The sequence below is a fragment of the Kosakonia sp. ML.JS2a genome (assembly GCF_025642095.1).
Taxonomy (GTDB): domain Bacteria; phylum Pseudomonadota; class Gammaproteobacteria; order Enterobacterales; family Enterobacteriaceae.
In genome coordinates this window covers 32846-47740 of record NZ_CP106755.1, presented here as the reverse complement: position 1 = coordinate 47740, position 14895 = coordinate 32846, and the positions used below count along the sequence as shown (strand labels likewise).

At 54.6% G+C, this 14895-nt stretch carries 21 protein-coding genes and 1 pseudogene; 18 read left to right on the top strand and 4 right to left on the bottom strand.

All coding sequences use genetic code 11. The features are described from left to right. Positions 1–140 precede the first annotated feature (140 nt). A complete protein-coding gene (locus N7922_RS24915; protein ID WP_263101077.1) occupies positions 141–578 on the top strand; it encodes an antirestriction protein in 438 nt (145 codons plus the stop codon). Positions 579–623: 45 nt separating this feature from the next. Beyond that, positions 624–1034, top strand: coding sequence for a DUF1380 domain-containing protein (locus tag N7922_RS24910; protein ID WP_263101076.1), 411 nt, complete (start codon positions 624–626; stop codon positions 1032–1034). A gap of 41 nt (positions 1035–1075) precedes the next feature. On the opposite strand, the gene N7922_RS24905 is transcribed toward N7922_RS24910, so the two are convergent. Beyond that, positions 1076–1273 (bottom strand): hypothetical protein, encoded by a 198-nt coding sequence (locus N7922_RS24905; protein WP_263101075.1) that lies wholly within the window; start codon positions 1271–1273, stop codon positions 1076–1078. Between the two features lie 494 nt (positions 1274–1767). Here N7922_RS24905 and N7922_RS24900 point away from each other — a divergent pair, with 494 nt between their 5' ends. The 7 genes and pseudogenes from N7922_RS24900 to N7922_RS24870 all read left to right on the top strand — a co-directional run bounded on the left by N7922_RS24900 (position 1768) and on the right by N7922_RS24870 (position 6143). Next, positions 1768–2052 (top strand): hypothetical protein, encoded by a 285-nt coding sequence (locus tag N7922_RS24900; RefSeq protein WP_263101074.1) that lies wholly within the window; start codon positions 1768–1770, stop codon positions 2050–2052. A 26-nt stretch (positions 2053–2078) separates the two neighbouring features. After that, a complete protein-coding gene (locus N7922_RS24895; RefSeq protein WP_263101073.1) occupies positions 2079–2438 on the top strand; it encodes a hypothetical protein in 360 nt (119 codons plus the stop codon). 68 nt (positions 2439–2506) lie between these two features. Then, positions 2507–4513, top strand: coding sequence for a ParB/RepB/Spo0J family partition protein (locus N7922_RS24890; protein ID WP_263101072.1), 2007 nt, complete (start codon positions 2507–2509; stop codon positions 4511–4513). A gap of 46 nt (positions 4514–4559) precedes the next feature. Continuing rightward, positions 4560–4991 carry a conjugation system SOS inhibitor PsiB gene (psiB, locus tag N7922_RS24885; protein ID WP_263101071.1) on the top strand — a complete coding sequence of 144 codons (432 nt, stop codon included), beginning with the start codon at positions 4560–4562 and terminating at the stop codon, positions 4989–4991. After that, positions 4988–5755 (top strand): plasmid SOS inhibition protein A, encoded by a 768-nt coding sequence (locus N7922_RS24880; protein WP_263101070.1) that lies wholly within the window; start codon positions 4988–4990, stop codon positions 5753–5755. Before psiB ends, N7922_RS24880 begins: the two co-directional genes overlap by 4 nt. Positions 5756–5931: 176 nt before the next feature. After that, positions 5932–6084: pseudogene (locus N7922_RS25275) on the top strand (Hok/Gef family protein); the annotation flags it as partial. Further along, complete coding sequence (locus N7922_RS24870) at positions 6033–6143, top strand: DUF5431 family protein (RefSeq protein ID WP_317633861.1); 111 nt, start codon at positions 6033–6035, stop codon at positions 6141–6143. The pseudogene N7922_RS25275 and the gene N7922_RS24870, both read left to right, overlap by 52 nt. Positions 6144–6345: 202 nt before the next feature. On the opposite strand, the gene N7922_RS24865 is transcribed toward N7922_RS24870, so the two are convergent. Beyond that, a complete protein-coding gene (locus N7922_RS24865; protein WP_263101069.1) occupies positions 6346–6522 on the bottom strand; it encodes a hypothetical protein in 177 nt (58 codons plus the stop codon). A 485-nt stretch (positions 6523–7007) separates the two neighbouring features. Between N7922_RS24865 and N7922_RS24860 the strand changes: the two genes are divergently transcribed. Then, positions 7008–7298, top strand: a complete 291-nt coding sequence (locus N7922_RS24860; RefSeq protein WP_263101068.1) for a hypothetical protein — start codon at positions 7008–7010, stop codon at positions 7296–7298. A 22-nt stretch (positions 7299–7320) separates the two neighbouring features. Next, the gene (locus N7922_RS24855; protein WP_263101088.1) at positions 7321–8139 is read left to right on the top strand and encodes a DUF932 domain-containing protein; all 819 of its coding nucleotides are present in this window, start codon (positions 7321–7323) and stop codon (positions 8137–8139) included. 30 nt (positions 8140–8169) lie between these two features. Here the strand turns inward: N7922_RS24855 and N7922_RS24850 are convergent, their stop codons facing one another. After that, a complete protein-coding gene (locus N7922_RS24850; protein WP_263101067.1) occupies positions 8170–8700 on the bottom strand; it encodes a lytic transglycosylase domain-containing protein in 531 nt (176 codons plus the stop codon). A gap of 575 nt (positions 8701–9275) precedes the next feature. Here N7922_RS24850 and N7922_RS24845 point away from each other — a divergent pair. Continuing rightward, positions 9276–9671: a relaxosome protein TraM gene (locus N7922_RS24845; RefSeq protein ID WP_263101066.1), complete on the top strand. Its 396-nt coding sequence runs from the start codon at positions 9276–9278 to the stop codon at positions 9669–9671. A gap of 38 nt (positions 9672–9709) precedes the next feature. Here N7922_RS24845 and N7922_RS24840 read toward each other — a convergent pair whose 3' ends face one another. Further along, positions 9710–10345 (bottom strand): Arc family DNA-binding protein, encoded by a 636-nt coding sequence (locus N7922_RS24840; RefSeq protein WP_263101065.1) that lies wholly within the window; start codon positions 10343–10345, stop codon positions 9710–9712. Between the two features lie 197 nt (positions 10346–10542). Here N7922_RS24840 and N7922_RS24835 point away from each other — a divergent pair, with 197 nt between their 5' ends. The 6 genes from N7922_RS24835 to N7922_RS24810 are packed head-to-tail and all read left to right on the top strand — an operon-like array spanning position 10543 to position 14853. Then, a complete protein-coding gene (locus tag N7922_RS24835; protein WP_263101064.1) occupies positions 10543–10896 on the top strand; it encodes a type IV conjugative transfer system pilin TraA in 354 nt (117 codons plus the stop codon). Between the two features lie 2 nt (positions 10897–10898). Then, the gene (gene traL, locus N7922_RS24830; protein ID WP_263101063.1) at positions 10899–11201 is read left to right on the top strand and encodes a type IV conjugative transfer system protein TraL; all 303 of its coding nucleotides are present in this window, start codon (positions 10899–10901) and stop codon (positions 11199–11201) included. Between the two features lie 10 nt (positions 11202–11211). Continuing rightward, positions 11212–11784, top strand: coding sequence for a TraE/TraK family type IV conjugative transfer system protein (locus N7922_RS24825; protein WP_317633860.1), 573 nt, complete (start codon positions 11212–11214; stop codon positions 11782–11784). Positions 11785–11797: 13 nt separating this feature from the next. Continuing rightward, positions 11798–12538 (top strand): type-F conjugative transfer system secretin TraK, encoded by a 741-nt coding sequence (gene traK / locus N7922_RS24820; protein ID WP_263101061.1) that lies wholly within the window; start codon positions 11798–11800, stop codon positions 12536–12538. Beyond that, entirely contained in the window at positions 12535–13950 is a 1416-nt protein-coding gene (gene traB, locus N7922_RS24815; RefSeq protein ID WP_263101060.1) for an F-type conjugal transfer pilus assembly protein TraB, read from the top strand. Before traK ends, traB begins: the two co-directional genes overlap by 4 nt. A 12-nt stretch (positions 13951–13962) precedes the next feature. Continuing rightward, positions 13963–14853, top strand: a complete 891-nt coding sequence (locus N7922_RS24810) for a prohibitin family protein (protein ID WP_263101059.1) — start codon at positions 13963–13965, stop codon at positions 14851–14853. The last annotated feature ends 42 nt before the right edge of the window (positions 14854–14895 follow it).

Genomic DNA, 14895 nt, shown 5'->3' with positions numbered 1-14895 from the left:
CACCGTGCAACTCCCGTCTGTCGTGTGCGTCGGGCTGCGGCCTCGCCCGCGCCCCTTGCCTCAACGGCTCTGATGCCGGGCTGTGATGGAGGCACGGCACAGGCCGTATCCGAATCCAGCCTTAACTGAGGAGCATAACCATGCACACGTCGACCCCTGACTTTCATCCCGCCCGCGTTCTGGACGGTTTCGTCAAACTGCGCTTCCTGCCCGCGCTGTTCGGTGATGATTTCATCCGCGCCGAAAACAACGTCTACAGCTATGCCGCGCGGTATCTCGACGGATATGACGGCGGGGTGTGGGACTACGCCACCATTTCGGAGGGCGGCGGTTTTATGAAGCCGGAGGGAGACGAACGCTGGCATTTCTGTAATCCGATGAATTTCGCCGATCTGACCCTGAGCAGTGAGGCTGCGGGGATTGTCATCACCGCCCTGGTGCTGAACCACCGGAGCTGGATGTATGACCGCCACGATGAGGAAGAACTCTGCCGCCTGTACTGCCGTCGTCACCACCAGTTAATGGCGTATGCCGAATGCCACCCGGAAGCCGCCGCCATTTTCCGTGCCCTTGACTGAACACAACCGGGGCGGCGTGGCCGCCCCCTGAAGAGAGATAACACCATGTACGGAACCGTGAACGCGCTGTGCGCGAAACTGACTGAAACATACACCCCGGACGAGCCGCAGGCGCTGATTGTCTGGACAAAAGAGGAGGTGCTGGCCTGTCTGGAGGAGTACAGCGTGACGGAAGACACCGCCGCGCGGATTGTCGGCCTGATAGCCGGACTGGACGGGGTTCACGAATGTGGCGTGGGGCTGGATACCCTGATTTGCCTGCTGGAAAACCTGCGTGAGGAGGAAGCCCGGCGGCGGGAAATCACCGTCCCGGCTGCCGCACTGGAAAAAGTGATGGCACTGGCGGGGGAATTTTTGCGGATGGAAGAGATCCAGAGCGGGGAAGGGGCGGCACAGCGCCTGTATCCCGACGAGACCAGCGCCTTTCGCGCGCTGCGCGACACCCTGGGCAGGTGACAGGCCGGGCAGGGACGCCCGGAGCTGCCTGTACGGGCGGCTTAACACCCTGCCGCTGCGCGGCTGTGCGGAACACCCCGCGCCGCCGGCGCGGTCTTCATCCGCACCTTCCCCAACGGGTTAATGCAGTATTTCGCTGTTTTGTTGCAGATACTGACCGTCTGTTTGCTGTTTTCCGGCGTGCTGATGCACGGAATGCGATTTTTATGCAGTAAAAGCCAGACAGGCAGCCGGGACATGGCCCCCTCCGGCTCCCCGTCCGTTCCGTCCGGGTCGTCAGGCCCCACTCCGCCAGGCGGCCGCATGGCGCCCGCCAGTCTCCGCCGAACCCCTGCGGGTTTCGGGCTTCGCTAGGGTCCGATGGCAACGTCCGGGGCACGCTTGCTGCGTCCGGAGGACGCGCCGCTCTCACCGCCCCGGCGTTGCCGGGGCTTTAAGGGCGACCCGGCGGTGTGACGCTGCCGGGTCGGGTGTGTGCATTCTGTCCGTCTGGCGATGCCTTCACCCCGGACGTCCCCCTGCGGAGGGCTGGTCGTAGCACCGTCATCCGCCTTCCGGAAGGGTACGCTTCGCCGTTCCTCGCCCGTTCGCACTCGCCGAAAATCCGGCTCGCTTGCGCTGCGGCCTCCGGTGACGCCCATCCTTCAGTCCTCTGCCGTCGCCACTTTGCCCTTCGCCGCAGAGGAACTAACCGGGGAGATGGAATAACCATCACCAGAAGGGGAAAAGCAGAATGCACACACATAACGTCAACGTCAAAACCGCCACAGAAGAATCTTCCGGGAAGATGGGGGGAAAAGACACGTCCCAGAAAAATGCCCGTCTGGCGCGGATCCTGATCAGAAAGCTGAACCGGTTGCAGGACGGGATCACCGTATTTACGGCCTCTGCGTCAGCAGAAGGCGATGTGCAGACTGAAATCCGTCGCTTTGGCGTCCTGGTGTGGCATGCCTGGTCATTTGAACCGGATTTTTTAACCCGTCTCGAAGCGAACCTGCTGAGCGTTCAGCAGAACTGAAACCCGATCACCACAGGAGAAATACGATGAAACCGTCCCTTGCTGCCACAAAAAACGCGGTCGGACAGTCCGCCGATATGCTGCCGCTGCTGCGCATCCGTCTGCCGGATAACTGGACTGCCGAGTTTGACGGGGTGGACACCCGTTTTAACGACTGCTGCAACTGGCAGATGGTTAACAACGGGGAGCGTGTTCTGTTCAGCACCCGTATGTACCAGCGCTTTTCCGATATGAAGTCCGGTGTGATTGCGACCGTGGATGTCTGTGAGGGGCGTCCTTCTGAGTCAGACAAACGCCAGGCTGAGGCGGCAAAACAACTGCTGGCAGTACTGGACAGATACCCGTCTTTTGCCGCGCTGGCGAAACACCCTGATCGCCTTAACTGATTAAGCGCCGTAACCGGACGGCAATCCGGCTACGGCATCACCACCACCGTAACGATGAGGAAACAATAATGGCTGACACCCATACTACGGCGAAACCCGCCACCAAATCCACCCGTAAAAAAGTGAGCGCGGAGGTGCTTGCTGCCGAAGAAGCGCTGCGTCTGGCTCCGGTGAGCTACGCCCCTTTCTCCCGCTTTGTGGAGTCTGAATTCAACGCCCGCATCATTAAACATACCGACGAGGAAATTGCCGCCTACGCCGCGTCAATCAGGGCGCTGGGTATCCTGCATAACCTGATTGTGGTCGAAAACGACGACGGCACCCTGGGTGTGGTGTGTGGCAACGGGCGCAGACGCGGCACCGGGCTGCTGGTTGAACAGGGGGTGACTGGCGCTGATGTGCCGTTTATCCCTTACAAAGTCATCCCGAAAGAACTGGCGCGCGCGGCATCCCTCGCGGAAGACAGCCATAAAGCCATGCACCCGGCAGAGCAGATCATCGGTTTTCGCGCCATGGCCGCAGAAGGCAGCACCCCGGCGCAGATTGGCGACCTTTTCGGCTTTTCCCCCCGCCACGTCCAGCGCATCCTGAGCCTGGCAAACCTTGCGCCGGAACTGCTTGAAGAACTGACCCACGACCGCATTACCCTGGAACTGTGTCAGGTGATGACACTTGAACACGATCAGACCCGTCAGCTTGAAATCTGGAATCGGGCGAAAGAGACGTTCGGCAGCGGCATGCCGTATGTGTCATGGCTGAAATCGCAGATCAGTAATATCAAAATCAGGATGGAGTCCGCCCTGTTCCGCTTTGTGGGTGAGGAAGCCTATCTGGCAGCGGGGGGAATTATCGATCGCGACCTGTTCAGCAATGAAGGGGAGGGATTTGCTGACCGTCTCCTGACCGAACGGCTGCTGCGCGAAAAACTGGCGGCTGAGGCTGAGCGTCTGAAACATTATGAGGGCTGGTCGTGGTGCAACAGTGGTATGGACGAGCTACAGGAAGACGCTGAGTGGCGGCTGCCGGAACCGGAATTTACAGCGGAAGAACGGGAACAAACCCTGAAGCTTGAACAGCAGATCATGGAATGTGAGACGGAGGATGATGAAAACGCCCTTCAGCAGCGTATCGAGGACATTGAACAGGCGGCACTGACACGCCTGTTCACCCCGGAATTTAAGGCGACGCACGGTGTGGTGGTGTCTTTTGGGTGCGATGGTTACCACGTTCAGCGCGGCGTGAAACATGTGGACGCCACACAGGACAGCGGCAATGACACTGACGATGCCGCAACCGGGAGCCGGTTGCCGGACGCCACCGGGAAAACCCTCGCATACACCTCTAGCCGCACCCGGATCGAGGCGGATAACTACTCTGAAAAACTGGTTAAGGCCATGTCTGCCGAACGTACCCTGGCGGTGCAGGGCGCACTGGCCGGAAAACCCGACATTGCCATTGCCCTGCTGGTCTGGACGCTGTGCCGCGAGGTCTTTGATGCCAGACATAATCACCGGGTCAGTCTGCCACTGGATATCACCCTGCGTCAGCAGTGGGGGCTGACAACGGATGCCCCGTCCGGCGAAAAAGGGCAGGGGGTCACCACGCTGCGGAACATGAAACGCGACCTGAAAGCCGGACTGCCGCCGGAGTGGGAACAGGATTTTACCTGGCTGCTGACCTGGCCGGTTGATCGCCTTCATGCCCTGCTTGGCTTCTGCATCGCCACGGGTATCAGTGGTCAGCAGGGGCGGGAAATGGGTTACACCCGCGCCAGCAAACTGGACGACCTTGAAGCCGCGATGGACTTCGACCTGCGCGACTGGTGGCAGCCGGATGCTGAGAACTATTTCGGCAGGATCAGCAAAGACCAGATTGGCGATGCGCTGGCCGAAGCCGGGTGCGAAGACCGCGCCCGTGAGGCGCTGAAACTGAAAAAATCAGAGGCCGCCTTACTGGCCGAAAAAACCGTGGCCGGAAACCGCTGGGTTCCGGGCTGGATGAAACGCCCGGAACCGGAGGCACAGCAGGACACCGCTGACGCCCGCAACGTCACCCACACTGACCACGCCGCATAAACAGGAGACGGTTGCCCCCGCCGGGGGCAACCGGGAGATGAAAACAATGAAAAAATACACTCTCGCTGCACTGAATGGCATGTTCCCGGCAGATCTTGAAAGCGTGCGTGAAAGCGGTGACGAAGAACGCCGCCAGTTGAGTGATGCTGTCACCGGGCTGGTTGCGCTGCCGGATGGCTGGCGTGTGAATGCCGAATACCGGGGCGAGTTTGGTGGTCAGTTTCCCGTGCAGCTACGCTACGCCCCTGACGGGGACAGCAACTGGTTTCTCTGCCTGTGCTGTCCCGGCGAAATGCTGCCGTCATGGACGCTGTTCCTGCTTGCCCGCGACGGCCGCCTGATAAGAATGCTGCACCAGTCTGCGGCACTCTGCCCGGATGCCATTGGTCATCTGCTGGCGCAGGTTGCCGGTATGCACCGCTTTAACTGTTCGTCCGCCACGATTTCTGAACTGCTGAATGCGGAGGTGGTGTCATGATCCCCGCCAGTCATTCCCTCGTTACCCTGAATCCTGCCCGTCAGGCCATTGCAGACGTGGAGCAACGTCGCGAGGCGCGACAACGTCTGCCTGACGATAACCCGGTGACACGGGTATTCCTGCGCCGTCTGACCGGCCAGAGCCGTATCACGCACAGCACGGCCAGGCTGATTCCGGGGCTGGCATGGGATCCGTCCTTTAAGCTCTGGACACTCAAAAAACTGGAAAATGCACTGGAAAGGCTTCTGGTGAGTCAGGGAGAGCACTGTTATTCGCCGTTGTCGGTGGAGGTGCAGCAGTATCTTTTTCCTGACATTGTCTGGCGAAAAAAATCGCGTGAGGAACAGCACGGTAAACTTCGCAGGCACAAAGAACAACGGCAGGAAGACAAACGCCAGTGTCATGAGGCCATGCTGCATCAGAGTCTGGTTGCACGCGCGCGGGCTGATCTGAATTTTCAGTCGCCGGAAACGGTGGGGGCATGGTATTCGCGCTGGTCGGACGAACTGCACGAATACGAACTGGCATCAATGTTCTGGCAGTGGCGCAGGCGTTTTCCCTCACTGGAGGAACTCCGGTGGCATGAGGACTGTGGCGATCCCCTGTGGGTGGTGTTCTCTGTCCTCCGGGACATCGTGAGGGAGCAGCCTGACGGCCTGCGTGCGGCTGATCGCTGGCGTGTGCCGGACAAACTGAACCACAGCCGGGAGGCGTATGACGCATACGGAACCGGCAGGACTTTGCCACGCAGGGGAAATAGCTGAAAAACAGGCGAAAAGGCCGGACTGAGCCTGGTGGGAACGGTGCGGGTTGCGGTATAATGGCGGTGGCGCTTGAGGCTTTTTGCCTCATGATGTTCAGGTGGTTTGTTGCCGTGTTGTGAGGCAGAAAGAAGAAAGCCCCGAAGGTAATTTTTCAATTAACCAACAGGGCCAACTCTATGTCTCGACAACATCAGAGTAGCCGTTTACCCGCCGTAAGGCAAGGAGAAGAGGCTATGAAGCTGACACCAAACTCTTTCATCTGGTGCGTTCTGATAGTGTGTCTCACACTGCTGATATTCACCTGGCTGACGCGAAAGTCGCTCTGCGAAATTCGCTACAGAGACGGAAGCAGGGAGGTGGCCGCTTTAATGGCTTACGAATCCGGTAAGTAGCAACCTGGAGGCGGGGGCAACCCCGCCTTTTCAGGGCTGATGCGTTCTGGCATGGCCGAAAGCGCCTTTACAAGGGGCTGTCAGTGTCCGCTGGCAGCCCCCTTTTCTTTCCGGTGCGACCGCGCGCATGAACACCCGGAAGGGCTGTTCCCCTCCGGGGAACGGGGGAAGGGCGGATGCGCCTGCGGCGCGCCCGCTTTACTCCCTCCGCTTTCCCGTCCGCTCCTGATACATCTCCGCTGTCTCCGGTTGCCCGATGGCCAGCAGAATTCCGGTGTGATGTTCTTCCGTTGCCACCATGATTTGCCAGTAAAGCCGTTTAAGCTGGTACACCAGCTGCGCACGGTTTGTCTCCGCGCCGTTGCCGGCGAACATAAGACAGCACTGGCCCCCTCCGGCTCCCCGTCCGTTCCGTCCGGGTCGTCAGGCCCCACTCCGCCAGGCGGACGCATGGCGCCCGCCAGTCTCCGCCGAACCCCTGCGGGTTTCGGGCTTCGCTAGGGTCCGATGGCGGAAGGTCAACAGCCCGCCTGCTGCGACCGTACCGGTCGCGCCGCGTCCACCGACCCGGCAGTGCCGGGGCTTTAAGGGCGCAACGCCGTACCGCCGTTGCGGGTGTGTGCATTCTGTCAGTTCGCCGATGACCATCCCCCTGACGTTCTCACGCGGAGGGCTGGTCGTAGCACCGTCGGGGCGTCATCCGGGGGGTGAAATGCACTCCGCCAAAACTTTTTGCGAAGAGCCGCAAAAACTTTTGTCTCCGCCCCCCTCCTTCCACCCCTTGCCGTTGCTCCTTTGCCCTTCGCCGCGAGAGAACTCACCAGGGAGATGGATTAACCATCGACGAGGAGAAAACCAGAATGCACACACGAAACGTCAACACCGCCACTCAAGAATCTTCCAGGAAGATGGGTGAAAAAGACACACCACTGACTGACGCACAGGTAATCGACATCGTTAACTGGATTTTCGACGTAACGGCTGATGTGCCTGCCGCGCAATGCCATGACTTCACCCCGCCTGCAGATGCGGAAGAAATCAACGTATTTTTCGACGATGTACCGGATTACTACGCCGTCTGGATTTTAAATAAATGGCCGGTTGCAGCGGCCATGCCACTCGATTCTGTATTTCGTGTGTTACCTGACTGATGATTTTGAGGAGAATACTATGATCCGTTTATCCACCCGTTATGCCGCGCCGACTTATATGCGTAATTCCCGCCCGCTGACAAATGATGAGTTGATGCGCGTTGTTCCGAGTGCGTTTTCTGTTGAAAAACATGAATCACGCTCAGAGCGTTACACCTATATTCCGACTATTACACTTCTGGATAAATTGCGCGAGGAAGGGTTCCAGCCATTTTATGCCAGTCAGTCACGCGTGCGCGATCCTGAACGTCGGGAATATACAAAACATATGATCCGCCTGCGTCGGGGAAATAACGGGAGCGGGGCAGAGGTGCCTGAAATTGTTTTGCTTAACAGCCATGACGGCTCGAGCAGTTACAAAATGATCCCCGGTATTTTTCGGCAGGTCTGCACTAACGGCCTGGTGTGCTGGAAATCTTTTGGCGAAATAAACGTGCCGCACAAAGGGGATATTGTCACGCAGGTGATAGAAGGTGCATTTGAAGTGCTGGGCGTGTTCGATAAAGTATCTGAAAATATGGATCAGATGAAACGAATCCAGCTTGACGCCCCCGAACGTCAGTTGCTTGGCCAGCTTGCACTGGATTATAAATATGGCGAAGGGAAAGCCCCGGTGACGGCTGAAAAAATTATTCAGCCCCGTGCCTGGTATGACAAACAGACGGATTTATGGACATCATTTAATATCGTGCAGGAGAATCTGGTCAAAGGCGGGATCACCGGACGTACCGCAAAAGGAAAAAGAACAACCACGCGACCAGTTACCGGTATTGATGGCGATATCAAACTTAACCAGGCGCTGTGGAAAATGGCCGAAGAATTCGCAAAGCTTAAAAGTTAGTTAAAAAGACCCCGGACCTCCGGGGTTTTTTTATTGTTGCGTAACGGGTGTTTCCATCATATTGTCATGAGGCGTCATCATTTTATCATCCGTGCCAGAACGCCTGGCCAGAATATCCCGCCTGGCCAGTAATACCCGGTAAATGTTCTGTATCGATTGGGCATACTCCCGCCTTTTGATGATCAGTTTTTTTGACGGCCCGGTATTATACATTCCAACGCTGTCCCAGTTTTTACCATATGACCTGAAGTTATGAGCAAGTACCCATGCGCCGCTGTAAACGCATATGCATGGATCATTGATTAAATCCGACCTTGATATATTAAACTTGCTCAACTTACGGTAATGAGAACTGTTCACCTGCATACCGCAGACATCTTCCGATCCGTCATTATTCGCCTTATTCACTGCATCAGGTTTCAGGCGGCTTTCTTTAATCGATATGGACATAAGCAGAAGCGGATCGATGTTATAGTCCCGCCCTGCCTGATCGAAACACATTTGCGGTGCAGCACTGCATGACATTGTCACACCGAGCATGAGTAACCCGATTGTTTTCATATTTTAAGCCTTTACGATAAAAACGCCTGTAACGTCTCAGGAAGTGCGCTTTAAAAAATACCCTCGCCGAACATTTAAATCAATAGCGGCTCTTACAAACGCGCAGAGAGCGCTTCTGTTATGCATTTCACGTTGTTCCAAAATAACAATCAGATCCTGTTACTCGTTAATTTATGCCGCTCTTTACTAAACCTATAAAACATGACACCCCACGCAAGACTTCGTCTTGCAGTTTTTGTTTTTGTAATCAGGTGGTTATCCTGTAAAAATCGTGCTGTATTCATAGTAAAATCAAAAACATCACACAATCCGACACTATATTGTGCGACATTTGTATTACCTGTTAGTGTTGTAATGTCGTAGTTACATCGCACAGTTGTAGATATATAAACAAATCAGTAAACTGAATATCACACAGTGTCACACTGTCGCAGATATGTATCACAATGCTACTACTGTATAAGAGCGAAACAGCGCAATCCCGCAAAAGAATCATTGCGGGAATTGCCTGTTATCACACTTCAAAATCAGCGACGTAGTGTCACATCCAACACTAACATAAGACAGGTTTAAATATGGGCAGAGTGGGTATTTACCTCAAAGATAAAATAGAGCGGGAAGTTCGCGACATTGTACAGATGGATTTACAAAACGGTGCAAACCCGTCGGAAGCTAACATATCCGCAACCTGCAACGAACTTATCCGACTGGGGCTTCTTGTTTACAAAAAAAATGACGGAGACGGTAATAATTTCAATCTGGAGGGATTCCGGCGTGACCTGATAAAAAAAGTTTCAGGTTCCCGCGAGGGGATGATGATTCTTACCGCTTTGATTTCAGAAATTTACGTTGAGCTTAAAGGTGACCGCGCACCACTGAGCCTTGAAGATTTGATAAATAACAATATTTCAGCGATTAATACCGCTGAAAACATGGCTGAAACACAACACTTCCTCGTCGAAGAAAATTAGCCAGGTGACCGGCTGACAGAACCGGCCACAACAACGTTTTATTCCTTCTCATTCCACGGAAGTGGCTCTTTCTCCGCTTCCGTGATTCTCTCCCTGATATACCATTCGAAAGCCAGACAAAGCACTTTCAGTGCCTGAGCATCTTCATTCTGGTCAAGAACCCTCTCCGTAAAATAACCCAGAGAATTCATCAACCTTGTCAGCATTTCATCATTCAGACTGCGTTTATGCACCCGCGCCATAATCCGGATTTCGGAAGCAAGGTTTTCCGGAATTCGCATGCTGTACCCGGATGTTTTTCCGGGAATTAACACACGCTCCCCGTCACGCCACATCCAGACAATTTTATCCTGCCCGTCGACGGACTCACCCTGCGTACAAGGTTCTTCACCCCGACCCAATAAATCATCCAGCCATTCTTCAAATTTCACCGCCAGCGAAATTAATCTTTCCCCCTCCGCAGTTTTTATTACCGGTACATGTGGCTGATAATTCAGAGATATCAACAATCTTGCGATAATTTCGTCATTCACACTTCGCTCGCCAATTCGGGCACAAACCCGCAACTCCATTAACAGATTGTCGGGCGCACGCAGCCGCCACTCAACAATCTCACCTGCTGTGAACTTGCGTGGACGGCCACGCTGGCCCCACAACTTCTCTTTTACTTTCATAGTTATAGATCCCTGACAGCGCAGGCGTCATACCTGCGTGACTAAGGGTATGTTCTACCATCGCTCAGATAATTCCTAATAATGTTGAAAAGTGTGATGCTGCTCACAGTTTTTTTTTTTTAGGGTCATGAGACACTAATGCCCGCGTAAACAACCACTTACGCAAACACACTTTGTTTACATCCGGAGAAACAAGCATGTTCCATTCAGGTAATGCCCTTGATGTCGAAAAGGGATGGGCGGTAGCGTCTTTATTTCGTAAAGCCCGTAAATATATTCAGCTCCGTAAACTTTTAAAACTCGGAGGTTTATTTTTAATTTCACTTATGTTTGCGAAAGTAACATATGCATCAGGTGGGGATTTACTGGCACCTCAGGATTCAACCGTGACAAATACTTTTGGCCACGGCTCATCGCTGGAAAAGTATTTCTACTACGCGGAAATCTTCGCTGCTTTATTCCTCTACGTTAAAGCGCGCTCCCCGATGGTCTTTATTGGCCTCGTGATGGTACTTATCTTTACCCGTATGGGTTTCTCGCTGGCAGGTTAAGCATGAGCGGGGAAGAGGATAAATATTACTTCCCGGAAACACTCAACCAGCAAGCCCGCTTTATTGGTCTTCCCATCGACGAGTTACTCGTTATTGCTCCCCTGACGTTATTAGGTGTCGCATACAATATGTCGACCGCCCTTGGGATTATTTCGGGTTTTTTATGGTGGCTAATCAGGTATCTGAAGAAAGGGCAGGGGTCATACTGGTTACTGAATTTCTGTTACTGGCACCTCCCTGTCTGGATTTTCAGAGTGGCCTTCCGGCTGATACCTGATTCAAGTTTCCGTCACTGGAGGGCGTGAATAAGTGAAAATGGCAATCAAGCGTAGCCGGGATAAATATCTCAGTTATGCATTTCTGGGGCTCAGTGTTTATAGCGGGTTCAGCACCGTATCGAACGTAATGGTCGGTTCGCTCGCATGGCATTTCTACTCCACCCAGAAAACCATCGTCACCCCCATGACTTACAACCACCCATTCAGCACCGACGCCAGCTCTGCCGACAGTACCGGCATGACAATGTTCGCCACCTCATTTCTGTATCTGAGACTGAACGTCAGCCCGGAAAATATCGACACCCAGCAGGCCATGCTTCTCAGCCACGTCCCGTCCGAAAGCCGGGACGCGCTGAAAAAAGTACTCGATGTTGAAGCTGACCGTATCAAAAAAGGAGGTATCACCTGGCGCTATGACATCACCGAACTGCGCACGCTTAAACCCGGCGTGGTGAATGCGGATGTTGTACTCCACCCCTCAACCACTAACGGCAATATCACCACCGACCTGAAGGAGCAGAAAAAGACCTACCAGCTCCGGATGGGTTATGAGAACGGCATTATCAACCTGCTTGATATGTCCGAACTTGTACCGGCCACCACTAACTGAATCAGGACTGCCAATGAAAATGCGTTTTTCACCGGCAGCTGCTGCTGTGTTACTGGCAACGGGATTGTTCACAGGCGGCCTTCGGGCCGCCACCGGACCCGCCGCCATACCGTTTGAAAATGATGCGTCTTTCACTGTCATTCTCAGCAACACCAACCCCAACAAAATCGTTATCGACGGGGAGCTGGTGACCAGCATCAGCGGGCCTACAGGTGCCTATGACAAAGACTCCACCGCCGACGGGGCATTAATACTCTCCCCGCTCGTCGGGCAGAACTTCACAGTGTTTATCCAGACCGCCAGCGGAGCAGCACTGAGCCTTAACGTACAACCCAAACCCGGCACAGGCCGCACACTGCACTACACACCACTGAGTGCACCCAAAATCCGCAATGAAGATGCAAAAGCATGGGAGGAAGGGCAGAGCTACGAAAAAACACTCGTCAGCCTTGCCCGCAGCATTGCGCTGGGCGAGGTTCCTGAGGGATATAAGGAACTGCCGGTCAGTCGCATGCCGGCATATTCTCCCGCCGTTTCTGTCCGGATGACCCCGGAACGTCAGTTTACCGGCGCACATTTACGCGTCGTGCGGTTTCGCGTGACCAACCCCGGCGCAGTGACCACTACCCTGCGTGAGCGCGATTTCTGGCGTAAAGGGGTACGGGCCGTGATGCTTTCTCAGAATCAGCTTTATGCGGGTGGCGAAGGGTATGCATGGGTGGTGTTCTCGTTTGACGGAGAACCCCGCACATGAATATCAACGTCAAAACCCGTCGCAGGCAACTCGCCATCCTTATCGGCGTTCTGGTCACCGGAGGCCTTGCAGCCGCCGCTGTAATGACATGGGGCAACGAAAGCAGCAAACCACGCACCGCCACGAATGCCCCGGCACCGAACATGACCGGCGTCGTTACCGCCACCTTCGACGAACAGGTCAACCAGTCTGCCATGACGCAGCAACAGGCCAAAACATCGGCGCTGGAAGCGAAGCTCGCCGGGCTGGAACAGACCGTGAAACAGAACCAGCAGGAATTCAGTACGCAGCTTCAGAAGAAGGACGACGAAATCCGCCGTCTGTCTGAACTCCTGCCGAAGCCGGGTGCCCCCGGTAGCAACGGACAACCCACCGGACAGCAGCCACCACCTGCTGCCCCGGACGGCACACCACTGCCGGGCCCCGTTGCTGCCGGTCAGGCCAGACCCCCTCAGTATTCCGTCACTCCTGTTGCAGGTACGCCTTCCGCCACTGGCGCTGCCGGCAATCAGGGCACCGGGTTTTACCCTGGTGGCAGTGGCGCTCGCATGACCGGGGGGCTCGAAAAAACCACGTTTAACTATGACAGCCTGAAAAAGAAAGCCACCAGGCTGCCCTGGATATCCTCCGGCTCCTTCTCTGAAGCCGTCATGATTGAAGGTGCTGATGCCAACGCCAGTGTGACCGGTCAGCAGAACAGCCGGCCCGTGACATTCCGCCTGCGGGGCAAAACCACCATGCCAAACAACAAGGAATATGACATGGACGGATGCTTTGTCGTGGGGGAAATCTGGGGTGACATTTCCAGTGAACGCGGCGAGGTACGCACGAGAAGCATCAGCTGCAACCTGAAAAACGGTAAGGATATCGATATGGCGTTCAATGGCCATGTCAGCTATCAGGGCAAAGGCGGCATCAAGGGCACGCCGGTGATGCGTAACGGCAAAATTATCGGGTATGCCGGTGCGGCAGGTTTCCTTTCAGGAATTGGTGAGGGCGTCAAATCAGCTGCCACACCGTCCGTCGGCCTGGGTGCGACCGCGAACGTCAGTGCCGGGGATGTGTTAGGGCAGGGCCTGGGCGGTGGGGGCAATAAAGCTGCTGAGACGCTGAGCCAGTACTTTATTAAGCGCGCTGAACAGTATCACCCCGTCATTGATATCGGCGCGGGTAACCTCGTCACCGTGGTGTTCCAGGATGGCTTCCAGCTTGAAACCCGCCAGGACAGCGAAGAAGAAAAGGCGAAAGCGGCGGCGCAGAAAGCCGGTGAAACGGTAAAAAATGCGGCCACAGGAAACAACGCATCTTCCGCCACAACGACCACCACCTCCACCTCATCAGTCGGCAACATCGATCCGGATGAAGTGCTGCGTCAGGCCAGAGGCCTGAAACTTGGTGATACTATCAACTGACGGAGAAAAGTCATGCAATCGCTTGATAATGTGAACATAGATGACATTCAGAGCAAAAAAATTCTCTTAATAATACTCACTGTTGCGACGAGTATCCTGGTCCTGATTATCGGCTTTCTTTCTGTCTACACCGTGAATGAAGGCGAACGCGGTGTCCTGCTTCGAAATGGTCGGGTGGTTAAAATTTCCATGCCAGGCATGGGATTAAAGATACCCCTCATTGAAAGCGTTGAGAAAATTACAGTCCGCAATGAAGCAATGCTTTACCAGGGAATGAGTGCATACAGCAGTGACCAGCAGCCTGCAAAAATGACTGTTTCGGTTAACTTTCACATTCCACCGACAGAAGTTGAACGTGTGTATGCGGGATACAGAACCGTTGAAGATATGAAAACCCGACTGATTGCCCGGCAGATCCCCACTCAGCTCGAAAATGTTTTTGGGCAGTACACTGCAATCCGTGCAGTACAGGATCGTGCGCGGCTTGTTCTGGATATGCAGAATGCACTCCGTAAATCCATTGAAGGTCCGGTTATTATCGATACCGTCCAGATTGAAAATATCGATTTTTCTGAAGCTTATGAAAAATCTATTGAAGACAGGATGAAAGCGGAAGTTGCCATCGCCACTCGCAGGCAAAATCTTGAAACGGAGAAAATTCAGGCGCAGATATCTGTCACTCAGGCGCAGGCTACGGCTGACAGCAAACTGGCTGCCGCAAAGGCTGAATCTGAAGCTATTCGCTTGCGGGGTACCGCTGAAGCCGAAGCCATTCGGGTGAAGGGGGAGGCGCTGAAAGATAATCCGTCCCTTGTGAACCTGACTACTGCCGAGCGCTGGGATGGCAAATTGCCAGCCTCTATGATTCCGGGAGGCAGTGTTCCCTTCATTTCCGTGAAGTAATTCAGATCTCTCGTTCCGCTTATATATCCCCTTAACCCGGAG

Coding starts and splice junctions, on each gene's coding strand:
- N7922_RS24915 (WP_263101077.1), top strand. CDS start 141: ATGCACACGTCGACCCCTGACTTTCATCCCGCCCGCGTTCTGGACGGT.
- N7922_RS24910 (WP_263101076.1), top strand. CDS start 624: ATGTACGGAACCGTGAACGCGCTGTGCGCGAAACTGACTGAAACATAC.
- N7922_RS24905 (WP_263101075.1), bottom strand. CDS start 1,273: ATGTCCCGGCTGCCTGTCTGGCTTTTACTGCATAAAAATCGCATTCCG.
- N7922_RS24900 (WP_263101074.1), top strand. CDS start 1,768: ATGCACACACATAACGTCAACGTCAAAACCGCCACAGAAGAATCTTCC.
- N7922_RS24895 (WP_263101073.1), top strand. CDS start 2,079: ATGAAACCGTCCCTTGCTGCCACAAAAAACGCGGTCGGACAGTCCGCC.
- N7922_RS24890 (WP_263101072.1), top strand. CDS start 2,507: ATGGCTGACACCCATACTACGGCGAAACCCGCCACCAAATCCACCCGT.
- psiB (WP_263101071.1), top strand. CDS start 4,560: ATGAAAAAATACACTCTCGCTGCACTGAATGGCATGTTCCCGGCAGAT.
- N7922_RS24880 (WP_263101070.1), top strand. CDS start 4,988: ATGATCCCCGCCAGTCATTCCCTCGTTACCCTGAATCCTGCCCGTCAG.
- N7922_RS24865 (WP_263101069.1), bottom strand. CDS start 6,522: ATGTTCGCCGGCAACGGCGCGGAGACAAACCGTGCGCAGCTGGTGTAC.
- N7922_RS24860 (WP_263101068.1), top strand. CDS start 7,008: ATGCACACACGAAACGTCAACACCGCCACTCAAGAATCTTCCAGGAAG.
- N7922_RS24850 (WP_263101067.1), bottom strand. CDS start 8,700: ATGAAAACAATCGGGTTACTCATGCTCGGTGTGACAATGTCATGCAGT.
- N7922_RS24845 (WP_263101066.1), top strand. CDS start 9,276: ATGGGCAGAGTGGGTATTTACCTCAAAGATAAAATAGAGCGGGAAGTT.
- N7922_RS24840 (WP_263101065.1), bottom strand. CDS start 10,345: ATGAAAGTAAAAGAGAAGTTGTGGGGCCAGCGTGGCCGTCCACGCAAG.
- N7922_RS24835 (WP_263101064.1), top strand. CDS start 10,543: ATGTTCCATTCAGGTAATGCCCTTGATGTCGAAAAGGGATGGGCGGTA.
- traL (WP_263101063.1), top strand. CDS start 10,899: ATGAGCGGGGAAGAGGATAAATATTACTTCCCGGAAACACTCAACCAG.
- N7922_RS24825 (WP_317633860.1), top strand. CDS start 11,212: ATGGCAATCAAGCGTAGCCGGGATAAATATCTCAGTTATGCATTTCTG.
- traK (WP_263101061.1), top strand. CDS start 11,798: ATGAAAATGCGTTTTTCACCGGCAGCTGCTGCTGTGTTACTGGCAACG.
- traB (WP_263101060.1), top strand. CDS start 12,535: ATGAATATCAACGTCAAAACCCGTCGCAGGCAACTCGCCATCCTTATC.
- N7922_RS24810 (WP_263101059.1), top strand. CDS start 13,963: ATGCAATCGCTTGATAATGTGAACATAGATGACATTCAGAGCAAAAAA.